This is a genomic window from Sorangium sp. So ce185 (assembly GCF_051526825.1).
GTDB lineage: Bacteria > Myxococcota_A > Polyangia > Polyangiales > Polyangiaceae > Sorangium > Sorangium cellulosum_D.
The window spans coordinates 11,935,446-11,958,375 of record NZ_CP150316.1; the positions used below are offsets into that span (position 1 = coordinate 11,935,446).

The 22,930-nt window shown below is 74.4% G+C and carries 11 protein-coding genes; 5 read left to right on the plus strand and 6 right to left on the minus strand.

Annotation, left to right across the window (positions count from 1 at the left end; all coding sequences use genetic code 11):
• The first annotated feature begins 1 nt into the window (after window position 1).
• Window positions 2-460 (plus strand): hypothetical protein, encoded by a 459-nt coding sequence (locus tag WMF26_RS44045; RefSeq protein WP_437997605.1) that lies wholly within the window; start codon window positions 2-4, stop codon window positions 458-460.
• Window positions 461-764: 304 nt separating this feature from the next.
• On the opposite strand, the gene WMF26_RS44050 is transcribed toward WMF26_RS44045, so the two are convergent.
• The 6 genes from WMF26_RS44050 to WMF26_RS44075 form a co-directional block, all read right to left on the minus strand.
• Window positions 765-1,688: a response regulator gene (locus WMF26_RS44050; RefSeq protein WP_437952033.1), complete on the minus strand. Its 924-nt coding sequence runs from the start codon at window positions 1,686-1,688 to the stop codon at window positions 765-767.
• Entirely contained in the window at window positions 1,682-4,723 is a 3,042-nt protein-coding gene (locus tag WMF26_RS44055; RefSeq protein ID WP_437997606.1) for a response regulator, read from the minus strand. Before WMF26_RS44055 ends, WMF26_RS44050 begins: the two co-directional genes overlap by 7 nt.
• A gap of 203 nt (window positions 4,724-4,926) precedes the next feature.
• A complete protein-coding gene (locus tag WMF26_RS44060; protein WP_437997607.1) occupies window positions 4,927-5,787 on the minus strand; it encodes a sugar ABC transporter permease in 861 nt (286 codons plus the stop codon).
• On the minus strand, window positions 5,784-8,048 hold the full coding sequence (locus WMF26_RS44065) for an extracellular solute-binding protein (protein WP_437997608.1): 2,265 nt from the start codon (window positions 8,046-8,048) through the stop codon (window positions 5,784-5,786). Before WMF26_RS44065 ends, WMF26_RS44060 begins: the two co-directional genes overlap by 4 nt.
• A gap of 8 nt (window positions 8,049-8,056) precedes the next feature.
• Complete coding sequence (locus WMF26_RS44070; protein ID WP_437997609.1) at window positions 8,057-9,136, minus strand: ABC transporter ATP-binding protein; 1,080 nt, start codon at window positions 9,134-9,136, stop codon at window positions 8,057-8,059.
• Window positions 9,137-9,179: 43 nt separating this feature from the next.
• Window positions 9,180-11,177 carry an alpha-amylase family glycosyl hydrolase gene (locus WMF26_RS44075; protein ID WP_437997610.1) on the minus strand — a complete coding sequence of 666 codons (1,998 nt, stop codon included), beginning with the start codon at window positions 11,175-11,177 and terminating at the stop codon, window positions 9,180-9,182.
• Window positions 11,178-11,698: 521 nt separating this feature from the next.
• Between WMF26_RS44075 and WMF26_RS44080 the strand changes: the two genes are divergently transcribed.
• The 4 genes from WMF26_RS44080 (at window position 11,699) to WMF26_RS44095 (ending at window position 22,775) form a co-directional block, all read left to right on the plus strand.
• On the plus strand, window positions 11,699-15,238 hold the full coding sequence (locus WMF26_RS44080) for an AAA-like domain-containing protein (RefSeq protein WP_437997611.1): 3,540 nt from the start codon (window positions 11,699-11,701) through the stop codon (window positions 15,236-15,238).
• Window positions 15,239-15,478: 240 nt separating this feature from the next.
• Window positions 15,479-19,129, plus strand: a complete 3,651-nt coding sequence (locus tag WMF26_RS44085) for a protein kinase domain-containing protein (protein ID WP_437997612.1) — start codon at window positions 15,479-15,481, stop codon at window positions 19,127-19,129.
• On the plus strand, window positions 19,126-22,158 hold the full coding sequence (locus tag WMF26_RS44090; RefSeq protein WP_437997613.1) for a hypothetical protein: 3,033 nt from the start codon (window positions 19,126-19,128) through the stop codon (window positions 22,156-22,158). The genes WMF26_RS44085 and WMF26_RS44090 overlap by 4 nt, the downstream gene beginning before the upstream one ends.
• Window positions 22,155-22,775: a hypothetical protein gene (locus tag WMF26_RS44095; protein ID WP_437997614.1), complete on the plus strand. Its 621-nt coding sequence runs from the start codon at window positions 22,155-22,157 to the stop codon at window positions 22,773-22,775. Before WMF26_RS44090 ends, WMF26_RS44095 begins: the two co-directional genes overlap by 4 nt.
• Window positions 22,776-22,930: the final 155 nt, after the last annotated feature.

Consider the following 22,930-nt stretch of genomic DNA (forward strand, 5'->3'; position numbering starts at 1 on the left):
CGTGCCCGGCACGCACGTGCCCGGCGTGCCGCCGCTGCCCCCGGCGCCGCTGCTGGCCGCGCCGCTGCCCCCCTCGCCGCCGCCGCTGCCCCCGGCGCTGCTGCTGGCCGCGCCGCTACCGCCCTCGCCGCCGCCGCTGCTGCCGCCCTCGCCGCCGCCGCTGCTGCCGCCCTCGCCGCCGCCGCTGCTGCCGCCCTCGCCGCTGCCCCCGGCGCCGTTGCTGGCCGCGCCGCTGCCGCCCTCGTCGCCGCCGCTGCCGCTGCCCCCAGCGCCGCTGCCCCCGGCGCCGCTGCCGCCCGCGCCGCCGCTGCCCCCGGCGCCGCCGCTGCCCCCGGCGCCGCTGCCCCCGGCGCCGACGCTGCCCCCGGCGCCGCCGCTGCCCCCGGCGCCGCTGCCGCCCTCGCCGCCGCTGCTGCTGGCCAGCCCGCTGCCCCCGTCGCCGCCGCTGCCGCCGCCGTGAGCGCTGGTCGTGGCACCGCTGTCCGTTCCGGCGCCGCCACCGTCACCATCCGTGCCCCCGCGCACGACGAGATCGCACGCCGTGGAGGCGAGGACAGCTGCGATGGCCAAGGCGGCCGTTCCACCCCGACTTGCCCGAGTGCGCGCTCGAGCCATCGACTCGTCGTCTCTGGTCATGGCGGCTTCGTTGCCCGGCGTGGCCGGGATATTCACGTTCCGCGACGGGCCCCGAGCAGAGCCGAGGCGATGGGGCAATGGCTGGACAGATTGCGTCGGCGCTCGAAGCCGACCCGATCGCGGCCGCCTCAGCCGCCAGGATCGCTCGGCTCGTGGTCGGACTCCGGCGAGCGACACCGCATGATCATGTGGATCTCGTTGCCCTTCTCGTTGTGCCACACCTCGTCCATGAAGGTGCGGATCAGCATCAGTCCGCGGCCGCTCGGCTTGTCCAGGTTGGCGAGGTCGGTCGGGTCGGGCAGGTCGCGCGGGTCGAAGCCGAGGCCCTCGTCGCGCACCACGTAGGTCGCCTCGGTCCGCGTCTCCCGCGCCACCACGACCACCCGCCGATCCCGGTAGGGGCTCTCGGTCCGGCGCCGCTCGACGAGCGCCGAGAAGGCGCTCGGATCCTCGTCGAGCAGCGACGAGCTCACCTCGAGGTTGCCGTGCACGATCGCGTTCACCAGCGCCTCGCGCAGCGCCACCGCGACCTGGATCCGGCCCGTCTCGTCGCACAGCCGCATCCGGCCCAGGCTCTGCTCGATGTGGCCCACCAGCGCGGGCACCTTCGCCACGTCGTTGTCGAGCTCGAAATGGGACTCGGTCGCCGTCAGGCACGCGAGCAGCTGCTGCTCCCGCCGGTCGAGCCGCGCCACCGCGAGGACGTTCTCGACCGTGCTCACGAGCTCCGCCGCGAGGCTCCGCTTCGCGACGTAGCTCGCGGCGCCGCGCCGGAGCGCCTGCACCGCGATCTCCTCGCTGCCGTGCGCCGTCATCAGGATCACCGGCAGGTACGGGTGCTCGCGGCGGATCGCCTCGACCAGCTCCAGGCCGTCCATCTCCGGCATCTGGAGATCGGTCAGGACGATCTCGGGCATCGCCTTCGCGATCGTCTGGAGCGCCTCGACGCCGTTCTCGGCGTACATCGGCTCCATGCCGGCGCGCTTCTTGAGCAGGCTCCCGGAGAGGCGCCGATCCAACGGGGAGTCGTCCACCACGAGCACCCTCACCATCGCGTCACCTCGTTATCAGAGCGCCGCTCGCCCTGCACCGGCGGCGCGGCGTCCACAAGCGGCGCCGAGTCCGCCGGCGAGCCCTCGCGCACGAACGCGGCGAGCTCGGGGATCAGGCGATCGATCTGCGCCCGCAGCGCGAACTGCGCCTCGGCCAGGCTGCCGAGCTCGTTCGACCGCGCCATCTTCTCCAGCGCGAAGGCCGCCTCGAACGCGCCCCGGGCGCCGAAGCTGTCGACCCCGCCCTTCAGGCTGTGCGCGGCCCGCTGGAGCTTGCGGGCGTCGCCGGCGGTCACCGCCTCGTCGATGTCGGCCATCCACCGCGGGCACTCCTCCAGGAAGACCTCGGCGAGCTCGCGCAGGAGGTCGGCGTCGCCGCCCGTCCGCTCCAGCGCCCGGGTGCGGTCGAACATCGGCCGGCTCGCGATCGACGAGGGCGTGCCCTGCGGCCGCTCGTCCGACGACCGGGTGCTCGGCGGCCCGTTGTCGAGCGGCGACGAGGGCACCGACGGGTACGAATTCGGCGCGCCGAGCGACAGGCGCGCCGGGTCCTCGATCTCCAGCGAGGAGGGCCCGGCGGCGAGCCGGTCGATCATGTCGTAGAGCTCCTCGACCTGGACCGGCTTCGACACGTAGCCGTCGAAGCCCGCCCGGAGGCAGCGCTCGCGGTCGCCCTTCATCGCGTACGCGGTCACGACGATGAGCGGCATGTGCCCGCCCTCGCGCCGCTCGCGCGCGCGGACCGCCCGCGCGGCCTGGAGGCCGTCCATCTCGGGCATCTCCACGTCGAGCAGGGCCACGTCGTACTGGCCGGTCGCGATCTTCTCGACGGCGAGCCGGCCGTTCTCGACGATGTGCACGTGGTGGCCCTGCCGCTCCAGCCAGCGGCGCATCAGCTTCTGGTTGATCGCGTTGTCCTCGGCCACGAGGACCCGCAGGCCGCGGGCGCGCGGCCCGGGCACGGCGCGGCGCACGTCGGCCGACCGGAGCGCGCTCCGCGTCGGGATGCCGAAGGCGTGGAACACGGCCTCCTGGAGGTGCGACGTCTTCACGGGCTTCGTGACCATCGCGAAGACGCCGAGATCGCGGCAGCGCGCGGCGTCCGCCTGCGCCGAGGTGGAGCTGAGCATCATGATGGTGCGCCCCTTCAGGATCTCGCGCCGCCGGCAGTGCTCGACCACGGCGAAGCCGTCGACCTTCGGCATGCGGGCGTCGACGATGGCGAGGCCGAACGAGGAGGTCGGCCCGACCGCGTTGCCCCCCGGCTTGCCCCAGGGCAGCGCCCACGTGCCCGAGTCCTCCGAGAGCGCCGCGATCGCCGCCGCCCCCGAGTCGACCGGGACCGCCTTCATCCCCCAGCCCTCGATGGTCTCGGCGAGGATGCGCCGCGCGGTCGCGTTGTCGTCGGCGATGAGCACCCGCGTGCCGAGCAGGTCCCGCGGCATCTCCAGGCGGCGCGACCGGGCGGCGCCCTCGAGCGCCCGGAGCTGGAGGGTGAAGTGGAACGTGCTGCCCTTGCCGAGCTCGCTCTCGATCCAGATCTTGCCGCCCATCATCTCGACGAGGCGGGCGCAGATGGTGAGGCCGAGCCCCGTGCCGCCGTACTTGCGGGTGGTCGAGCCGTCCGCCTGCGCGAACGCGTCGAAGACGAGCTGCTGCTTGTCGGGGGCGATCCCGATGCCCGTGTCGATCACGCGCACGTGGAGCACCACGAGGTCGCCGAGCGCCTCGCCCGCGTAGAGGCTGGGCGCGCTCTGGCGGTCCGCGCTGGCCTCCTCCTCGGGCGTGAGGGGGGCGCGCGCGTCGACCCCGGCGCGGACGACGATCTCGCCGGCGTCGGTGAACTTCACCGCGTTGCTGACGAGGTTCACGAGGACCTGGCGCAGGCGCAGCGGGTCGCCGACGAGCGCCTCGGGCACGTCGGGGCCCACGTCGTAGGCGAGCTCGAGCCGCTTCTCGTGCGCGCGGAGCGCCAGCGTCTTCACGGCGTCGCCGATGATCTCGCTCGGGTCGAAGACGACGGGCTCCATCTCGAGCTTGCCGGCCTCGATCTTCGAGAAGTCGAGGACGTCGTTGATGATGGCGAGGAGCGCGTCGGCCGAGATCTTGACCATCTCGAGGTACTCGCGCTGCTCCTGGGTGAGCTCGGTCTGGAGCGCGAGCGACGTCATGCCGATGATGCCGTTCATCGGGGTGCGGATCTCGTGGCTCACGCTGGCGAGGAACTCGCTCTTGGCGCGGCTCGCCGCCTCGGCGGCCTCCTTGGCCTGCTGGAGCTCGGCCTCGACCGCCTGGCGCTGCATGAGCAGGGCGCGCAGGCTCGCCGAGTGCTCGCGCTCGTTCTCGAGCGAGGCCGCGCCCATGGCGTCCGCGCGCCGCTTCGCGATGCTCGCCATCACCGCCATGGCGGGCGTGGTGACGGCGAAGACGATGACGCGGAGCAGGTTGTCTTCCTTGTACGAGAACGGCACGCCGTCCTCGGAGAAGTAGAGCGCGAAGTAGACGCACGAGATGAGCGCGGTGACGATGCCGCTCCACAGGCCGCCGCTGAACGCCGCGAAGACGATGATCATCGAGAGGATCGCCGGCGGGTTCGGGATGTTCCAGTCGAACGCGGCCTCGAGCGTGGCGACCGCGCCGATGACGAGCAGCGCGAGCAGGGGCCCGAGCAGCGGCAGGAGCCAGAGCTTCTCCCACGAGGTCCGGCTGTGGCGCCGCTGCGGCACGGCCCCGGCCGGCAGGAAGGTGCCGCGGCCGTCGGGGTCGCCGACGAGCGAGAGGCGGGGGTCGCCGACGAGCGAGAGGCGGGGGTCGCCGGCCAGGGAGGGGCGCGCCTCGCCGACCAGGGACAGCCGCGGCTCGCCGCCGAGCGACGGGCGGGCCTCGCCGCCCAGCGACGGGCGGCCGTCGCCGCTCAGCGAGGGACGGCCGTCGCCGCTGAGCGAAGGCCGGCCGTCGCCGCCCAGCGGCGGACGGGGCTCCGGGTGGGCGGTCCCCGGCGCGGCGGCAGGCGGGGGATCCTCGGCCTTCGGCATGGCTTTATGGAGATAGCGGGGTCGCGATCGGGCGTCCATGGCCGCGAGGTGGGGTCAGGCGGACGGTTGCCGCCGGGGCGGCCGGGGGGGCGGGCCGGGGGTGCCGTACGCCCCCGCGCGCCGCGCGCGTCGCGCCACCGAGCGGCGCGGCCGCGCCGGCAGCCCGCGCTGCACCTCTGTGGCGGGGTCGCGCGCAGGTCCGCTCACCCCTTCACGCCGCCCGTCGTCAACCCCGCCACGAGGTGCCGCTGCACCAGGTAGAACGCCGCCATGACCGGCAGCGACACGAGCAGCGCCCCCGCCGCGAACCGCTCCCACTGCGCGTCGTGCTCGCCGATGTACCGCTGCAGCACCACCGGCAGCGTGAACATCTCCTCCTTGGAGAGCAGCGTCGCCGCGAGGATGAACTCGTTGTAGGCCGTCATGATCGCGAACAGCGCCGTCACCGCGATCGCCGGCCGCGCCGCCGGGAGCACCACCCGGACGAAGGCCTCGAAGCGCGTCGCCCCGTCGACCATCGCCGCCTCCTCCAGGTCGACCGGGATCGCCTCGAACGCCGCGCGGAGCTGGAAGATCGAGAACGGCACCGCGGTCGACGCGTAGCAGAGCACGAGCCCCGTCCGCGAGTTGAGCAGGCCCAGCGCGTCGAGCAGGAGGTACAGCGGGATCGCGCTCGCCACCGTCGGGAACATCTGCGTCGCGAGCAGCGCCCGCAGGCCGCGGCGCTTGCCGACGAACTCGAAGCGCGCGAGCGCGTACGCCGCCGGGATCGCGATCGTGACCCCGACGGCCGCGGTCGCGAGCGCCACGGCGACCGAGTTGGCGAGCTGGCGGGGGAACAGCCAGATCGTCTCGCCCCCAACCTTCTGCGACGTGGTGACCACCGCCTCGAGGTGCTCGAGCGTCGGCTGGTTCGGGATCGGCAGCACCTCCGGCACCGGCGGACGCGCCCCCGAGAAGGCGATCGAGACGACCCAGAGCACCGGGTACAGCGCGAACGCGACCGCCGCGAGCAGCGAGACGTGCACCGCGACCGACTCGACCGGAGAAGGCCGCCGCGTCATACGGCCTCCGTCGCCGCCACCGGCGCGGGCGCCGACCCGTCCGCCGCCCCGCCGCCCTGCGGGATGAACGACCCCGGCGTCCGCCGCCGCCATCGCCAGTCCCGCGTCGCCAGCGTGAGCAGCAGGAAGATCAGCACCGAGTACGCCGCGGCGTAGCCGTACTGCGCCTCGCGGGTGAACGCCCACCGGTACGCCTCGGAGACGAGGATGTCCGTGGTGCCGTCCGGATCGCCGCCGGACACGAGGAACACCACGTTGAACATGTTGAACGTCCAGATCGCGCCCAGCGTCACCGCCGGCGCGAGCACCGGTCGAATCAGCGGCAGCGTGATCATCCGAAGGCGCTGCCAGCGCGAGGCGCCGTCGACCTCGGCCGCCTCGAGCACCTCGCCGGGCACGGCGGTGAGCGCGCCGAGGGTGACCACCATCATGAACGGGAAGCCGAGCCAGACGTTGGTCGTCACGTTGGCCGTGAACGCGGTGGTGAAGCTCGAGAACCAGGCGATCGGCTCGATGCTCGTCCCGAAGGCGGCGTTCACCGCCTCGATGAGGCCGGTCACGGCCCCGTACTGCCGGTGGAACATGCCCTTCCAGGACAGCGCGGTCACGTAGCTCGGCACCGCCCAGGGCACGATGAGCAGCACCCGGTAGAGCGCGCGGAGGCGCAGCGTCGGGCGGTGCAGGAGCAGCGCCAGCGAGACGCCGAGGACGAGGTGGCAGACGACGTTCACCGCCGTCCAGAGCACGGTCACCGCGAGCACCAGGTAGAACGAGCCGCTCGAGAAGAGCGGCTCGCCGCGCGCCGTGAGGATGCTGATGAAGTTGGCGAGGCCGACGTACCGGAGGCTCTCGCCGCTGCCGGCGAAGAGCGACGTCGCCGCGCCGATGACGAGCGGCACGATCACGAGCACGCCGATCGCGACGACGGCGTGCGCGACGTACTTGTAGGCTGAGAGCGAGCGTTCGAGGGATCGCCGGAGCGCGGGGCCCTGGACCGCGCCCTTCGCGGCGGAGACCCACCGGAGGACGAGGACGAGCGCGAGCGCGCCGAGCCCGACGAGGAGCGGCGCCGGCGAGGCGGGCGGGGGCAGCGGCCGGCGCACGTCGTCGAAGCGGTGCTTCGCCTCGGCGAGGGCGACGTCCGGCGGCGCGTCGCCCCGCAGCACCTTGCGGATCGCGCGCGCGGCCGGCTCCCAGGTCGAGCGCATCGCCGGCGACGTCGGCATCGGGATGGCCACCTTGGCCTGCTCGGTGAAGGCCGCGATGAAGGCGTCGTCGGCCGGGACGGCCACGTCGGTCCGCACCGGCGGCGTGCGCGCGATCTCGATCCGCGCGGCCGCGGCCGCGGCCCCGGCGATGTGGCGCGCGAGCGCCCGCGCCTCGGCCCGCTGCGCGCCCTGGGGCGAGAGCATGACCGCCTCGACGGTCATGAACGGCCGCATCGGCTGGCCGGTCTCGCGCACCTTCGGGAGCGGGACGACGCGCGCGCGCCGCTTCGCCTCGTCCTTGAGGCCGCCCACGAACCACGGCCCGCTGATCACGAACGCCGCGCGGCCCGCGTTGAACAGGTCGGTCACCAGCGCGCCGTTCGCGTCCTCCGGCACGATCCGCCGCGCGATCAGCGAGCGGACGAGCTCGAGCGAACGCTCGGGCCCCGGGCCGAAGAAGCCGAACTGGTCGCGCTCGTCCAGCATCGCGCCGCCGAACGCGGCGAGGATCGGCATGTGCGCGTAGGCGTTCGACGCCTCGTACGCGAGCGGATACGCGCCCTGCGGCAGCGCGCCGGCGAGCGCCGCGATGTCCTCGAGGTAGGCCGGGGCCTCCTGGACGAGCGCGGTGTTCATGTAGAGCGCCATGCACTTCTGGCTGATCGGCAGCCCGAAGATCTCGCCGCCCAGCCGGACGGCCGCGAGCGCCGGCCCCTGGAACACCGCCTCGCCGCCCGGCTCGAGCGCGTCGCCCACGGGCGCGACGATCTTGCGCGCGCGGTAGTCGCCGAGCCGCTCGTGGGCGTCGATGAACAGGTCGGGCCCCTCGCCCATCGGGACCGCCGCCTGGAGCTTCGGGGCGTAGGCGTCGAACGGGACGGCGAGGAGCTCGACCTCCGCCCCCTGGAAGGCCGCCACGATGGCGCCGAGCGCCCTGGCCTCGTCGTCGCGGTAGGCGTGCCAGAGCCGGATCGGCGCCGCGACCGCGAGCCCGGGCAGGAGCAGGACCAGGGCGAGCGCGGCGAGCGCGGGCGCGGGGCGGCGGCTCGGCATGGCGCGCCTCACGCCTCCCGCAGGGTCAGCCCCGAGTCCGCGTCGAACAGGTGCACGTTGCGGAGCGCGAGCGTCACGGTGTCCCCCTTCGCCACGGGCGCCGAGGGGTCGAGGCGGGCCACGAACGGCGCCCCCGCGACCGTGCCGTGGGCGTACGACTCGGCCCCGAGCGCCTCGACGATCGCCACGTGGAACGGGGCGCCGCCCTCGCCCCCGGCGAGCTCCACCTCGTGCGGGCGCACGCCGACCATCACCCGCCGGCCGGACGCGAGCGCGCCCGGGAACTCGGCCGCGTCGACCTCGACCGAGAGCTCGCCCTGGGCCGCGACCCACCGGCCGCCGCGGTTTTCCATGCGCGCCTCGACGAAGTTCATGGCCGGGCTGCCGAGGAAGCTCGCCACGAACTGGGTGCGCGGCCGGGCGAACACCTCGAGCGGCGGGCCCGACTGCTCGACGACGCCCTTGTTGAGCACGAAGATCTCGTCGGCGAGCGTCATGGCCTCGACCTGGTCGTGGGTGACGTAGACGCTCGTCGCGCCGAGCCGGTCGTGCAGCTTGCGGATGTCGACCCGGACCTGCGCGCGCAGGGCGGCGTCGAGGTTCGAGAGCGGCTCGTCGAACAGGAAGAGCTGCGCCCGCCGCACGATGGCCCTGCCCATGGCGACGCGCTGCCGCTGGCCGCCGGACAGCGCCCGGGGGTGCCGGTCGAGGAGCGGGCCGAGCCCGAGCATCTCCGACGCCTCCTTCACGCGCGCCTCGATCTCGGCGGGCGGCGTCTTCCGGAGCTTCAGGCCGAACGCGAGGTTCTCGCGCACCGTGAGGTGCGGGTAGAGGGCGTACGACTGGAACACCATGGCGATGTCGCGATCGCGCGGCTCCAGCCGCGTGACGTCGCGCCCGCCGAGCGCGATCGAGCCCTCGTCGGCCTCCTCGAGGCCGGCGAGCAGCCGGAGCAGGGTCGATTTGCCGCAGCCGCTCGGGCCGACGAGGACGGCGAACGAGCCGTCGGGCACGTCGACGGACACGCCGCGCAGCACGTGCGTCTGGCCGAATCGCTTGTTGAGTCCGCGCACTTTGACAGAGGCCATAATCAAGGTTCTCGGAGGGAAGTCGGAGGGGAGCTCGTGGGGATCAAAGATCCTGGATGACCTGGTCTTCCGGGATGAGCAGCGCCCCGCTCACGGGGGGCAGCTCGACGGCGACGGCGCCGTTCGCGCCCACCCTATACGTCGTTTTCCCGGAGGAGAGCACGTCGACGAGCACGGTCCCCGGCCGGAGCTCCGTCGTCATGACCGACCCGCCGAAGCGCGTGGCGCTCCGCTTCGTGGGGTGCGTGTTGAGCACGACGAGCGCGTAATCGCCGCCCGGCTCGCCCCGCTCGAAGGCGAAGATGCCCGCGTCCTCGTCCCCGTCGCCGGTCCGCTCCGTCGACCAGCGCACCCGCTGCTCGCCGACCGTGAGCGCCCGGTAGCCCCGGCGCAGCGCCGTGAGCCGCTTGACCCACTGGAAGAGCGGATGCCGGGTGTCGTAGCCGCTCGCCCAGAGGTCCTCGCGGTTCGCCGGGTCGTGGCCGCCGCTGAAGCCCTGCTCGGTGCCGTAGTAGAGGCAGGGGATGCCGTCCTCCGCGAAGAGGAACAGGAGCGCGTTCCTGAGCGCCGCCTCGGGATCGGCCTTGAACGGCGAGACGCCCGGGCCGTCGTAGAGGAAGCGCGGGACATCGTGGTTGTCGATGAAGTTGACCAGCGTCTTCACCGGCGGCAGGCCCGTGCCGTTCGCGTTCGGCTCCGTGCCGTAGTTGGCCTCGCGCGCCGCCCAGAGCTCCTCGATGCGCCGCGTGCCCCGCGCGTCGCGGAAGACGTCGCGGAAAGCCTGGTAGTACTGGGAGAAATAGAAGACGCCGTCGAGCGTATCCCCCGTGATCGGCGCGGCGCCCGGACAGCCGCCCTCCGCCTCGCTCGAGTTCTCGCGCTCCAGATCGCCGCCGAGCGCCGCGTCGTGCGGGTGGGCCGGGACGTCGTGCCTCGTGAAGCTGCCGACGAGATCGTCCCTGCCGTCGAGGACCTCGCCGAACATGAAGAAGTTGGTCTTGCCCTTCTCCTTCAGCCGCAGTCGGACGTTCTGCGTGAAATAGCGCCAGAACTCGTGCTCGACGTGCTTCACCGTGTCGACGCGGAGCCCGTCGACGTCGGTGAGCTCGACCCAGCGCACGAACACGTCGACCATCGCCCGCTTCACGTCGCAGCGGGCGGTGTCGATGTCCTTGAGCCCGCCCGGGAAATCGCCGTGTACGAGCTGGTCGATATCGTCGAAATCGAAGGTGCGGCCCTTGCGATTGTAAGCCTCAGGGCGCTGGAAGAGCTCGGGCCGCGGCGGGAGGTGGTTGGTCGCGGGCTCGTGACGGAAGACGATCGGCGCCGGGCCCGACGCGCCGAGCGACGTCCGCGCCTGGACGCCGCGGGGGTCGAAATCGGGGTCGTATTCGCTCTGGGGGTGCGCGCCCTTGCCGCCGCCGTAAACGGCGTCGTCGGGGCGCCCGTTCTGGTTGATATCGTAAAAGAACAGCTGGCCGACGTGGTTCGTCACGATGTCGAGGATCACCTTCATCCCGCGGCCGTGGGCCGACGCGACGAGCCGGCGCAGCGACGCGAGATCGCCGAAATGGGGGTTCAGCGCGGTGAAGTCCTGCGTCCAGTAGCCGTGGTACCCGTCGAAGCCGGCGTCGGTCTCGACGTTCTTGACGATCGGCGAGATCCAGAGCGCGGTGACGCCGAGCTCCTCGAGATAGGGCAGCCGGTCCTCAAGCCCCTTCCAATCGCCGCCGTGCCAGCTGCCGAGCGCCGAGGAGACCCGGTAGTTGTTGCTCGCGTCGCCGTCGGCGAAGCGGTCTATCAGCACCTGATAGACGATCTCCTCCCGCCAGTCGCTCGCGTGCGCCGCGAGCGCGGCCCGCTGCGCGAGCCCGTCGTCGAGCTGCATGCACCCCGCCGCGGGGAGCGCGAGGAGGGCCGCCCCGGCCGCCCGGCAGAGCGCCGCCCCGCGCGACGAGGCGGCCGCGGCCCCGCCGCGCAGCTCGGGCCGGGCGGCCGCCGGCAGGAGGGCCGCCCCTGCAGTCGACGGCGGACTCTGCATCTCTCCGGAAGGTGCTTCAGGAGTATCGGGCAAAGCCGTAGTATCCGCAGGAATCTGCTGAGCCGCAGAGCGCCAAGCGAAGCCGAGCGGCGACAGGGCCGCCAGCGCGGCCACGACGCCATGCCCCATCGCCTTCAACGCCCCTCGCACGGCGCGAACGCTACACCAGCCAGAGTGGCCCGGTCCACGATTTCTGGACGTGGCAAGTGGGTTTTGGGGCGCGGCGCAACGGGCGCAACCGTGATCGCCGCACGGCGAAGGAAGGGAGGAGCGGAGGCGCGCGGCCGCGGCCGAGCCGCGCGACGCGGCGCCGACAGAAGCCGGCGGCCGCGCGCGAGGGTGCGCTCCTGCCCTGCTCCAGCGCCGCTCCAACCCCGCTCCTGCCCCGCTCCGCCCCTCCCCCCGTGACGCTCTCGTGAAGTTCACGCGCCGTCGCGAGACCTGTTGTTCCACCGCGGACGCTAGCGACGCGGGATGTCGTTCCGTTGACGGTCCCGGCGCTGCATGGCACCGTCTGATTCGTGACCTTCTCGGCGCCTCCCGACCTCGATCAGGCGAAGGCCAGCGCCGGTGATCACAGGCGCCGGTTCCAGGCGGGCGGGACCGTGGGCGACGGCGCCATCTATATCGAGCGCTCCGCGGACACGGAGCTCTTCGAGGCGCTGCTCGGCGGTGAGCTCTGCTATGTGCTGTCGACCCGGCAGATCGGCAAGTCCAGCCTGCGACTCCGGGTCTCGATGCGGCTCCGCGCCGAGCAGATCGAGTGCGCGAGCGTCGATCTCGGGGCGCTCGGCACCGACACCGCCACGCCCGTGGGCTGGTACCTCGGGATCGCGTCCGAGATCGCCGAGCAGCTCGGCCTGGAGCCGCCGGACGAGTTCTGGGACGCGCACTGGCACCTCGGGCCGGTGCACTGCTGGCTGCGCTGGCTCGAGGACGTCGTGCTCGTGGAGATCTCCTCCGGCATCGTCCTGTTCATCGACGAGGTCGACGCCACCCTGTCTCTGCCGTTCTCGCGGGACGACTTCTTCGCGGCCATCCGCGCCTTCGTGAACCGGCGCGCCGAGCGCCCGGCCAACGCCCGGCTGACCTTCTGCCTGCTCGGGGTGGCGGCGCCGTCGGAGCTCGTCTCCGATCCGACGCGGACGCCGTTCAACATCGGCCGCGCGATCCGGCTCGACGACTTCACCCGCGCCGAGGTGCGGGGGTTCCGCGAGGGCCTGGAGGGGCTCGTGGCCGACCCCGACGCGGCGCTCGACGCGATCTTCGCGTGGACCTCGGGGCACCCCTACATGACCCAGCGGCTCTGCGCGGATCTCGTCGGAGAGCGGCGCGGCCTCAGCGTCGACGAGGCCGTGGAGCGGCGCTTCCTCGGCCAGGGGCGGGCCGAGGACCCGAACCTGCGCTACGCGGAGCGGTGCCTGGAGCCGCACGGGCCCCACCGCGCCCACGCGCCGAAGCTGCTCCGGCTGTACGCGCGGCTGCTCGACGGCCACCCGGTGTCGGTCGACAGCGGCGATCCGATCCAGCTCTTGCTGCGGCTCTCGGGGCTCTGCGCCGAGCGGGCGACGGCCGCGGGCGCGCCGTGCCTCGACGTGCGAAACCGCATCTTCCGCCGCGCCTTCGACCGGGCGTGGGCCGGGTCGCGCGAGGTGGAGCGCGCCGTCACGGAGCCGCTCCTGCGCTGGCTGTCGAACGGGCGGAAGGACGACTTCCTCGTGGGCGGCGCGGCGCTCGCGGAGCTCACGTCGTGGTGCGACGGGCGGGGCGACCTCTCGGCCGAGGAGCGGGCGTTTCTGACCGCCTGCGCGCGGGCCGAGGGCCAGAAGCGGTCGATGCGGCGGCTCCTCACCGTGCTCGCCGTCGCCGTCACGCTGCTCGGCGGCATGGTCCTCGTGCTCCTCTGGCAGATGGGCAAGGAGGAGCAGGCGCTCGTCCGGGCGCAGCAGGAGGCGCGCGAGAAGGACGCCCGGCGGCTCGCGGCCCAGTCGGCGAAGGAGCTGTCCGACGGCCTGCTGCCGCGCGCGCGCCTCCTCGCCGTGGAGGCGGGCCTCGCCGCCAGGGCGAGCGGCCGCCCCGCGGCCGCCACCGTGGTGCAGGCGCTCGGCGACGCCGTCCGGGGCCCCGCCGTCGGCCAGGAGGTGCTCACCGGCCACGGCGGCGCCGTCCACGACGCGACCTTCAGCCCCGACGGCCGCTTCGTGGCCACCGCCTCGGCCGACGGGGCCGCGCGGCTCTTCCGCCTCGGCGCGCGCGACGCGCCGGTCCTGCTGCGCGCCCACGACCCCGGCGGGGTGGTCGCCGTCGCCTTCAACCACGACGGCAGCCGCCTGGCGACCGCATCGACCGACGGCACGGTGCGCCTGTGGCGCCCCGACGGCCGCGAGGACGGGGCGCTCCCCACGCGGGACGCCGCGCCGTCCAGCGTGGCGTTCAGCCCGGACGGCAGCCGCGTCGTCGCGGGGACCACGAACGGCGCGATCTACGTGTGGCGCCCCGGCATGGGGGACGAGCCGCCGCTCGTCGTCCCGCTGGGCGAGCGGCTCATCCGGCGCGCGGTGTTCAACCACGACGGCACCTGGATCCTGGCCACGGCCATCAGCGGGACGGTCTACGTCGTCCGCGCCGACGGGCACGGCGCCCCCGAGGCGCTGAAGGGGCTCGGGCAGGGCGTCGAGGGCGCGAGCTACAGCCCCGTGGACGCCCGCGTCGCCCTCGCCGCGGGCGACGGGACGGCGCGCATCCTCGAGCCCGGCCGCCGCGAGCCCGTCGTCCTCCGCGGGCACCAGGGCTCCGTGCGCAGCGCCGCCTTCAGCGCCGACGGCACGTCGGTCGTCACCGCCTCCGCGGACGGGACGGCCCGCATCTTCCGCTGCGACGGCAAGGGCACGTCGACGGTCCTCGTGGGCCACGAGGGGGCGGTGAACAGCGCCGCCTTCAGCCGCGACGGCAGGAGCGTCGTCACCGCCTCGGAGGACGGCACCGCGCGGGTGTGGCGCCTCGAGGCGCCGGGCGAGCCGCTGCTCCTCCACGGCCACACAGGGCCGCTGACCAGCATCGCGGTGAGCCACGACGGCAGCAAGATCGCTACCGCCGGGACGGACAAGACGGTTCGCATCTTCCGCGCCGACGGCTCGGGCGAGCCCGTCGTGCTGCGCGGGCACGAGGATCACCTGCTCAGCGTCGACTTCAGCCCCGACGGCAGCCGCCTGGTCACCGGCTCGGCCGATCGGACGGCGCGGGTGTGGCGCACCGACGGCAAAGGCCAGCCGGTCGTGCTCGGCGCCCACGACGACCGGGTGGTGGGCGTCGCGTTCAGCCCGGACGGCACGAGGATCGTGACGACCTCGTGGAACGGCATCCTGCGCGTGTTCGAGGACGGGGTCCCGGGCGAGCCGGTGGTGCTGCGCGATGAGCGCGCGGGGCTGCTCAAGGCGGCGTTCAGCCCGGACGGCAAGAGCATCGTGGCGACGTCGGGGCCCAACGTGAAGGTGTGGCCCGCGGACGGCCGCGGGGCCCCGCGCGTCCTCGCCTCGGGGTACGAGGACCGCGCGATCGCGGCGCTGGCGGTGAGCCCGGACGGCAGCCACATCGCGATCGCGGCCCTCGACGACGCCGTGCGGCTGCTCCGCGCCGACGGCCAGGGCCAGCCGCTCGTCCTGAGCGGCCTTGGCACCTCCGTCCGGACCGTGTCGTTCAGCAGCGACAGCGCGCGCGTGGTGGCCGTGTCGAGCGACGGCATCGCGCGGGTGCTCCCCGTCGACGGGCAGGGCGAGCCGATCACGCTCCGGGCCGAGGGGGTCACGCTGACGGACGCGGTGTTCAGCCCCGACGCGACCCGCGTGGTGACCGCCGCCAACGACGGCGCGGCGCGCGTCTTCACGATCGCGGCCGAGCCGCTGATGACGCGCGCGTGCGCCTACGCCGGGCGCAATTTCACGCGCGAGGAGTGGGCGCTGCTCATGCCCGACATCGCCTACCGCGTCACCTGCCCCGAGTGGCCGGGCGCGCCCGAGCCGGACGCCGGCGCAGCGCCGCGCCCGAGAGAGACGGTGCGCTGAAGCGCGCGACCGTCGGTGGCTGTCCGGCGCTGTCCGGCGTCGGCCGATATCGTCCGTCGTGGGTCGCGCGCGTGCGTCGCACGCAGCCTCGCTGCCACCTTACGAACGCCTCTCCCACCTTTGTTCGGTGGGGGCGGACGAGCTTGTCCTGGTTCGCGCTTCACCGGGAACCATGTATGCTCGCCCTGGTTTACCCGCCCTCTGCCGCGCACGGCGCGGCCTCTGTCCGCCGCCCGGTCTATGGCCCCGCTCGACCCGCACGCCGAGGAGCCGAACCTCGTAGATACCGCCGCTGCGCGGATCGGGACGGCCCTGAACGCCAAGTGGCGGCTCGACGACCTGCTCGGGGTCGGCGGCATGGGCGCGGTGTTCGCGGCGACCCACCGCCGGGGCTCGCGCGCCGCGGTGAAGGTCCTTCACATCGAGTTCGCCCGCAACGCAGAGCTGCGCGACCGCTTCCTGCGCGAGGGCAAGATCGCGAACCGGGTCGACCACCCCGCGCGCGTGGCCGTGGTCGAGGACGACCTCAGCGATCGCGGGGAGCCGTTCCTCGTCATGGAGCTGCTCGCGGGCACCACCCTCCAGCGGCTCGCGAGCAACCACGGCGGCACCCTGGCCCTCGCGCAGGTGCTGCCCGTGTTCGACGTCGTGCTCGACCTGCTCGACAAGTGCCACTCGATCGGCATCGTCCACCGCGACATCAAGCCGGCGAACATCTTCGTCACGAGCGCCGGCCACGTGAAGGTCCTCGACTTCGGCATCGCCCGCATGCGCGACCCCGAGCGGCAGGCGACGCGCGCGGGGCTCACGTTCGGCACGCCGGCGTTCATGTCGCCCGAGCAGGCGATGGGGGTGTCCGGCATCGACGGCCGGTCGGATCTCTGGTCGGTCGGCGCGTGCCTGTTCACCCTGCTGTCGGGCAAGCGGCTCAACCGCGGCCGGAGCGAGTCCGAGTCGTATTTCCTCGCGGCGACGCAGACCGCGCCGTCGATCGCGACCGAGGTCCCCGACCTGCCGGTCGAGATCGTGGCGTTCGTCGACAAGGCGCTCGCGTTCGAGCGCGGGAGCCGCTTCCAGAGCGCCGGCGCGATGCGCGCCGAGCTCCGCCGGCTGACCGCCGCGAACGCCGCCGGCCAGCTGACCCCCTCGCGCGAGAAGAAGGTGCCGCGCGTGCTCGTCCGCGGCAACGACACCATCGACGAGGACCCGGATCCGCAGCCTTCGTCCCTCGTCGAGCAGACCTGCCAGCGGCTCGTCGGCGTCTGGAAGCAGCTCGCGCTGGTGCTCAGCAACATCCGCCAGTACGGGTGGAACCACCCGCATGTGAACAAGGGGATCCACTTCGCGTTCGACGAGATCACGCGCACGCTGTCGCAGAACCCGCTCGGCGTCCGCTGGGAGGTCACGCCGAACGCGTTCACCTCGGGCGGCCAGCCGATCTGGCAGCCCGACAGGCCGCCGTTCGATCGCATCCCTTACCAGCTCTTCGCCGACGGCGTCCGGAAGATCCAGATCAAGGCCGGCGTCACCGAGGCCGAGCTCCGCGACTTCGCCGCCATCCTGCTCCGCGACCAGAGCTTCGGCATCGGCGAGGACGACGACGCGGTGACGGCGCTCTGGGACCGCCGCTTCGAGCACATCGCCTACATGGCGATCGATCAGTTCGCCGAAGGCGACGTCGACCCCGAGGATTTCGAGGACCAGTGCCGCGAGATCGCGATCGGGGCGCGCGCGCTCGCGCAGATCGAGAGCCTCTGGGACGAGAGCTCGCTCGCGGGCAGGGCGCTCCAGCGGAACGTCGAGGCCGCGCTCGCCGAGACGGGCGCGGCGGCCTCGGCGCTCGCCGTCGACCCGCTCACCCGGAGCACGCTCGGCGCCCAGATCGCGCTGCCCTCGGAGCAGTGGACCGAGCGGTACATGGAGGCGTTCGTCGACGGCTACGTCGACGCCGTGAGGCACGGCGACGCCGATCGTATGACCGGGGCGCTCACCGCGTGGACCGCCGACCAGATCGTCCTGCACAGCTACGAGCTCGCCTTCGAGGTGCAGACGATGCTCCGGCGCGCGTTCTCCACGCGGCTCGAGGGCGTCCAGCGCGGCGCGGCCGGCGCGGCGAGCAGCCGGCAGCTCGCCGCCATGCCGCAGCTCTCGCCGCGCGCGATCGACCGGGCGCTCGCGCAGTCGATGTTCCCGGTCGAGGCGCTGAAGGCGATCCTCGACGACCTCGCGACGACCCACCCGGAGGAGCCGGCGGCGATCGGCCCCGCGACGCTGGCGCCGGCGGCCCCCCGCGCCGGCGCCAGCCACGGCGGCGCGGGCGCCGGCGCGGTCTACGGCGCGGCCGCGGGCGCCGGCGCGGTCTACGGCGCGGCCGCGGGCGCCGGCGCGGCCCACGGCGGCGCCAGCGTCACGGCGCAGCCCGGCGCGGGGCGGGGCGCGGCGCAGCCCGGCGCGGGGCGGGGCGCGGCGCAGCCCGGCGCGGGCCGGAGCCTCGTGCCGCTCGACCCGGCGATCGTCGAGGGGCTGGCCCACGCGCTCGACGCGCTCGACGACGGCGCGCTCTTCAGCGCGGCGTGCCAGTGCCACGGCGCCGCGCAGTCCGAGCGCCTGCGCGAGGTCCTGTTCGCGTACATGCGGCGGTGGGCGCCGGGCCGCGAGGCCGAGCTCGGCGACCTGCTCTCGCGCGCGCCGGCCCCCCTCGCCCTCACGACCATCCAGCTGCTCGCGCAGCTCAAGACCCCCGAGGCGCTCGCCGCGCTGGAGGCCGGCTTCGCGAGCCCGCACGTCGAGGTGCGCATCAGCGCGCTCGCCGAGCTCCCCGACGCCGCGGGCAGCGACGGCGCGAACGGCCCGGGCTCCGCCGCCGAGCGCGTCCGGGAGGAGCTCCAGAAGCTGCTCGACGATCCCGCGCCGCCGGTGCGCCGCGAGGCGCTGCGCCTCATCGGCAAGCTCGGCGTCCTCGCCGCGGGCCCGACGCTCGTGCGGCGGATCGTCGCGCCGTCGTTCCACGACCTGCCGGGCTCGGAGCGGCGGCAGTGGCTCGAGACCGTCGCGCAGCTGAACCCCGCGCGGGCCGAGAAGCTCGCGATCGAGCTGCTCGAGAAGCGCCAGCTCATCCCGTCCGAGGCGATCGAGCAGACCCGCGAGCTGGCCGCGCACTTCCTCTGCCAGGCGCGGAGCTACGAGGCGCTCCGCGCGGTCAAGGAGGCCACCAAGCCGCGCTGGTGGAACACCCCGCCGGTGCGCGACGCCGCCGCCCGCGCCGCGGTCGCGATCGCCGCGCGCCTCGTCGCGCCGACCCGCCCGAGCGAGCGCCCGCCGGCGCAGGCGTCGCTGCAGTCGCCGCCCGCCCCCGAGGCGAGCGCGCCGCCCTCCCGCGCCGCGCGCTCCCACTCGCCGGTCTCGGTCCGGCGCGTGAGCCCGGGCGGGCCGCTCAGCCTGCCCGACCAGCTCGAGCCGTGGAGCACCCCGCGCCCGAGCTCCGTCGGCCCGTACAGCAGCGGCGACGCCGGCCGGCCCGCGTACCGGCCGCCGATGGTCTCGCCGGTGCCCTCCTCGACCAGCGCCGCCTCGGCGCCCCCCAACTCGGTGCCGTTCAGCAGGCGCGGCCCGCCGCCGTCCTCCGCCGCCGCGGCGTCCACCCCGACCGCCGCGCCGCCCCCGATGCCGCCGTCGATGCCGCGCCCGGTCGCGCCGCCGCGGTCGCCCGCCCCGCCGTCGGGCCCCAGCGCTCCGCCGTACAGCGTGCGGCAGGGCCCCGCGTCGTTCCCGCTCGGCCCGTCGGCCCGGCCGGCGCCGGCGCCGGCGCCGGCGATCGAGCCCGCGCCGATGAGCGGGGTGCCGTCGACGAAGCCGGCGCCGTCGCCGTCGCCCCGCGGGAGGAAGCCGTGAGCGAGGAGAAGGCCAACCTCCACGAGAGCACCGGCGACATGGCGATCTCGGGCGTGAAGGCCGACGGGCGGCGCCGCGCGGCGCTCGGCCTGGTGCAGATGATCTACCGGCTCGCGAAGGCGTGCCTCCTGCACAGCGACTCGAACCAGGCGGTGCTGTCGCTCGTCCCGTCGGCGATCGACAGCATCGTCCAGTTCTGCGAGCTGTCGGGGAGCGAGGCCGCGACGCTGGTGTTCGCGGGCAACACGCTCTTCATCAACGGCCAGATGCTCCGCGCCTCGCGCGAGACGTACGAGGTCGCCCTGGAGCTCGGCAGCTTCTTCGAGGCCTGCGACGTCTCGGAGCTCGTGCTCGACAAGACGGTCCGCCGCGCCGAGCTCGCCGCCTTCGCCCGCCTCCTCGCCGACGCGCAGCGCGACCGCAGCATCGCCGCGCGGCTGCTCCAGTCGAGCCTGCGCGGCGTCCGGGTCCGCAAGCTCACGAACCCGTTCCCCGCCGGGGCCATCGAGGGCGACGGCACCCGCATCGGCCGCATCAGCCGCACCTACGCCGCGGCGATCCTCGTGATGCGCGGGTTCTACGCGGCCCTGCGCTCGTCGGAGCCGACGCTGCCGCAGCGGGTGAAGCGGGTCGCGCAGAAGCTCGTCGCCGCGGCCGAGGAGGACGCGCGCCTCTTGCTCTCGGTCGCCGCGGGCAAGGTCGCCGACCCGGACGAGGCGGGCCTCTGCGTGTCGACGGCGATCGTCGCGCTGGGGATCGCGCGCCAGCTCACGACGGACCGGCGGATGCTCGGGAGCCTCGTCACGGCGGCGCTCCTCTACGACGTGGGCAGGCTGCGGCTCACGGGGGCGCTCGCGGGCTCGGCCGGCGGCGAGGAGCTGGCCGGGCGCTCGCTGCTCGAGCGCAGCCTGAGCGACGACGAGAAGGAGCGGCAGCCCGCGAGCGCGGCGGTCATGCTGACGGCGCTCGGCAAGCTGCACGCCCCGTCGATCACGCGCACGGTGATCGCCTACGAGGCGCTCGCGCTGCGGCCGGGCGGCCGGCAGGGCCCGCTCTACGGCGGCCGGCGCAGCCCCACGGTGCTCGCGCGGATCCTCGCGGCCGCCCGCCAGTTCACCGAGCTCCGGGCCGCGCCGTTCCCGTCGCTCGAGGGCGCGTCGGGCGGCGGCGCGTCGCTCGACGCCGTGCTCCAGCGCATGGTCTCGGGCGCCGAGAGCGCGACCGATCGGGCGATCGGCAAGCTGCTCATCGGCGCGCTCGGCATCATCCCGACGGGGACGTTCGTGCAGCTGAGCACCGGCGAGCTCGGGGTCGTGCTCGCGACGCCGTCGTCGCCCGCGCACTTCGCGCAGCCGCCGGTGCGCATCCTGTTCGACGAGCAGGGCCACCTCGTCAGCGCGCCGTTCGACGTCGATCTGTCGCTGCGGGCGCCGGGCGCGGAGCCGTGCTTCATCGTCCGGCCGGTCGAGGTGGAGCCGCACCACGAGCGGGCGATCCGCGCCGCGTTCGGCTTCCGCTCGGGGCGGGGCGCGGCGGGCGTGGAGTCGCGCGGGGCCGGGGCCGCGCCGCTCCTCTTCGGCGACGAGGTCCCGGCGACCGAGCCGGGCGACACGCTCGCGCCGCGCGCGGTGCGGCCGGCGGAGGAGGGCGCGCGCTCGTCGCAGGGGCGCAAGGACGCCGCGTGGCTCGGCCGGCCGCTCGCTGGCTCGGCGCAGGCCGCGTCGTCCCCGACCAGCGTGCGGCCCCGGCAGCCTGCGCCGGCGGATCGCCCGCCGTCGGCCGAGCGGGGTCGCGACGAGAACCTCATCTCGACGCAGCCGCCTCCCTCGACGGCGGCGGCGCGCGCGGCCATGGCGGTCCCGCCGCCGCCGCGGCTGCCGCGGGACTCGCGGCCGTTCGGGCAGGTCGCGTCGACGAGGTACTCCGTGCCGGCGCCCGAGCCGACGCGCCCGTCGCGGCGGATGGAGCGCCGGGAGGACGCGCCCCCGCGGGATCCGGGCGTGGGCCAGCTGCCGACGATCGGCCCGCCGGCGGGGTTTCCGATCTCGCGGAGGTCGGCCGAGCTGCGGCTGGGCCCGCCGTCGCGCCGGTCGGATTCCCGAGTGGATCCGGAGGATTGGGACTGGGACGACGAGTTGCCGACCATCGATCCGCCGCCCCCGCCGCCGCCGCCGACGTCGCGGAGCCCCTCCTTCCCGCCGGAGCCCATGCCCAGCGTCGCGCCGGGCCGTGCGCCCAGCAACGCGCCGGGCCAGGCGCCCAACGTCGCGCCGGGCCGCACGCCCAGCAACGCGCCGGGCCAGGCGCCCAGCAACGCACCGGGCCGCGCGCCCAGCAACGCGCCGGGCCGCGCGCCCAGCCATGCGCCGAGCCAGGCGCCCAGCGTCGCGCCGGGCCGCGCGTCCAGCCATGCGCTGGAGCGGACGTCCAGCCATGCGCTGGAGCGTGCGTCGAGCCACACGCTCGACCGCGCGCCCGGGTACGCCTCGGACCGCGCGCCCAGCCACACGCTCGACCGCGCGCCCGGGTACGCGCCCGACCGTCCGTCCAGCCACGTGCTAGATCGCGCTGCTCCCAGTTACGCGCCGGAGCCTGTCCCGACCGAGCGGAACGCGCCGCGGAGGTTCTCCAGCAGCGCCAGCTCCGTCCCGAGCCTGGAGGAGGCGGACCTGACCTGGACCGACGAGCTGCCGACGCTCGATCCCCCGCCGCCGCCGAGCACGGAGGAGCTCGAGCGCGACCGGCTGCTCGCGGCCTACCTGGCCGAGCGCACGCCGTTCCCCCAGGCGGGGCTGATCGAGGGGAGCGCGGCGTCCGGCGGACCGCCGGGGCCGGCCGAGCCGGAGGCGAGCGGCCCGTGGCGCGGCGGCGCGCCGTCCCAGCCTGCGGCGCCCGACTCGCGCGCGGCGCCGCCGATCAGCTCGAGCTCCTTCGGCGCCACGAGGCGCCCGCCACGCGCGCCCATCCCGCGGGAGGAGCCGGAGGACGACGAGGGCCCTCCGCCGGCGCCGGAGCGGCGGGATCGATGACGGCCGCTCGCGCTGCGACGCGGCGAGCGCTCGCGGCGCTGCTGCTCGTCGCGCCGGCGTGCGGCGACGACGGGGAGCCTCCTCCGCCGGTCGTCGAGGAGATGTGCAAGCTCGGAACCCTGGGCGAGGAGGGCGCGCCCATCCAGATCGAGGTCATCGCGCTCGACTCGAGCGGCGTATCGCGCCCGGTGAGCGACGGCGACCCGGTCGACATCGTCATGCCGCCGCAGGGCGGGCGGGTGCTCTTCCTGGGCGTCCGCGCGACGAACCTGGGCGCGTGCGGCGTCCAGCTCTCCGGCGCGCTGCGCGACCTCGGGTCGGGGCGGGTGATGTCCGAGTCGAGGACGGTCAACCTGAAGCCGACCGGCGACGGCTGGGGCGCGAGCGTCGACGTCGACATCTCGACGTTCGCGAACGTGGGCGTCTGTCCGAACAACTGGTCGAGCCGCGACATCTTCGATCAGGACTACGAGATCGTGGTGCAGGTGAAGGACCGGGAGGGCCGGACGGCGAGCCACACGAGGCAAGTTCGGCCGGCGTGCAACGAGCCGGAGCTCGAGGTCGAGTGTCGGTGCATCTGCAAGCATGGGTACATCCTCGGCGAGGCGTGCGAGTAGGCGGTCCCCCGCCAATCCAGCGGCAGAGCGAGCGGTCCACAACCTAAAAAAACTCGTGGCACATGCGATTCTCAGACGCGCAGATATCGTCGTGCGTAAAGGCCGAAGGGCCGATGAACACGGCGATATGCGCTGGTTCCGGTGAACCCGCTCTG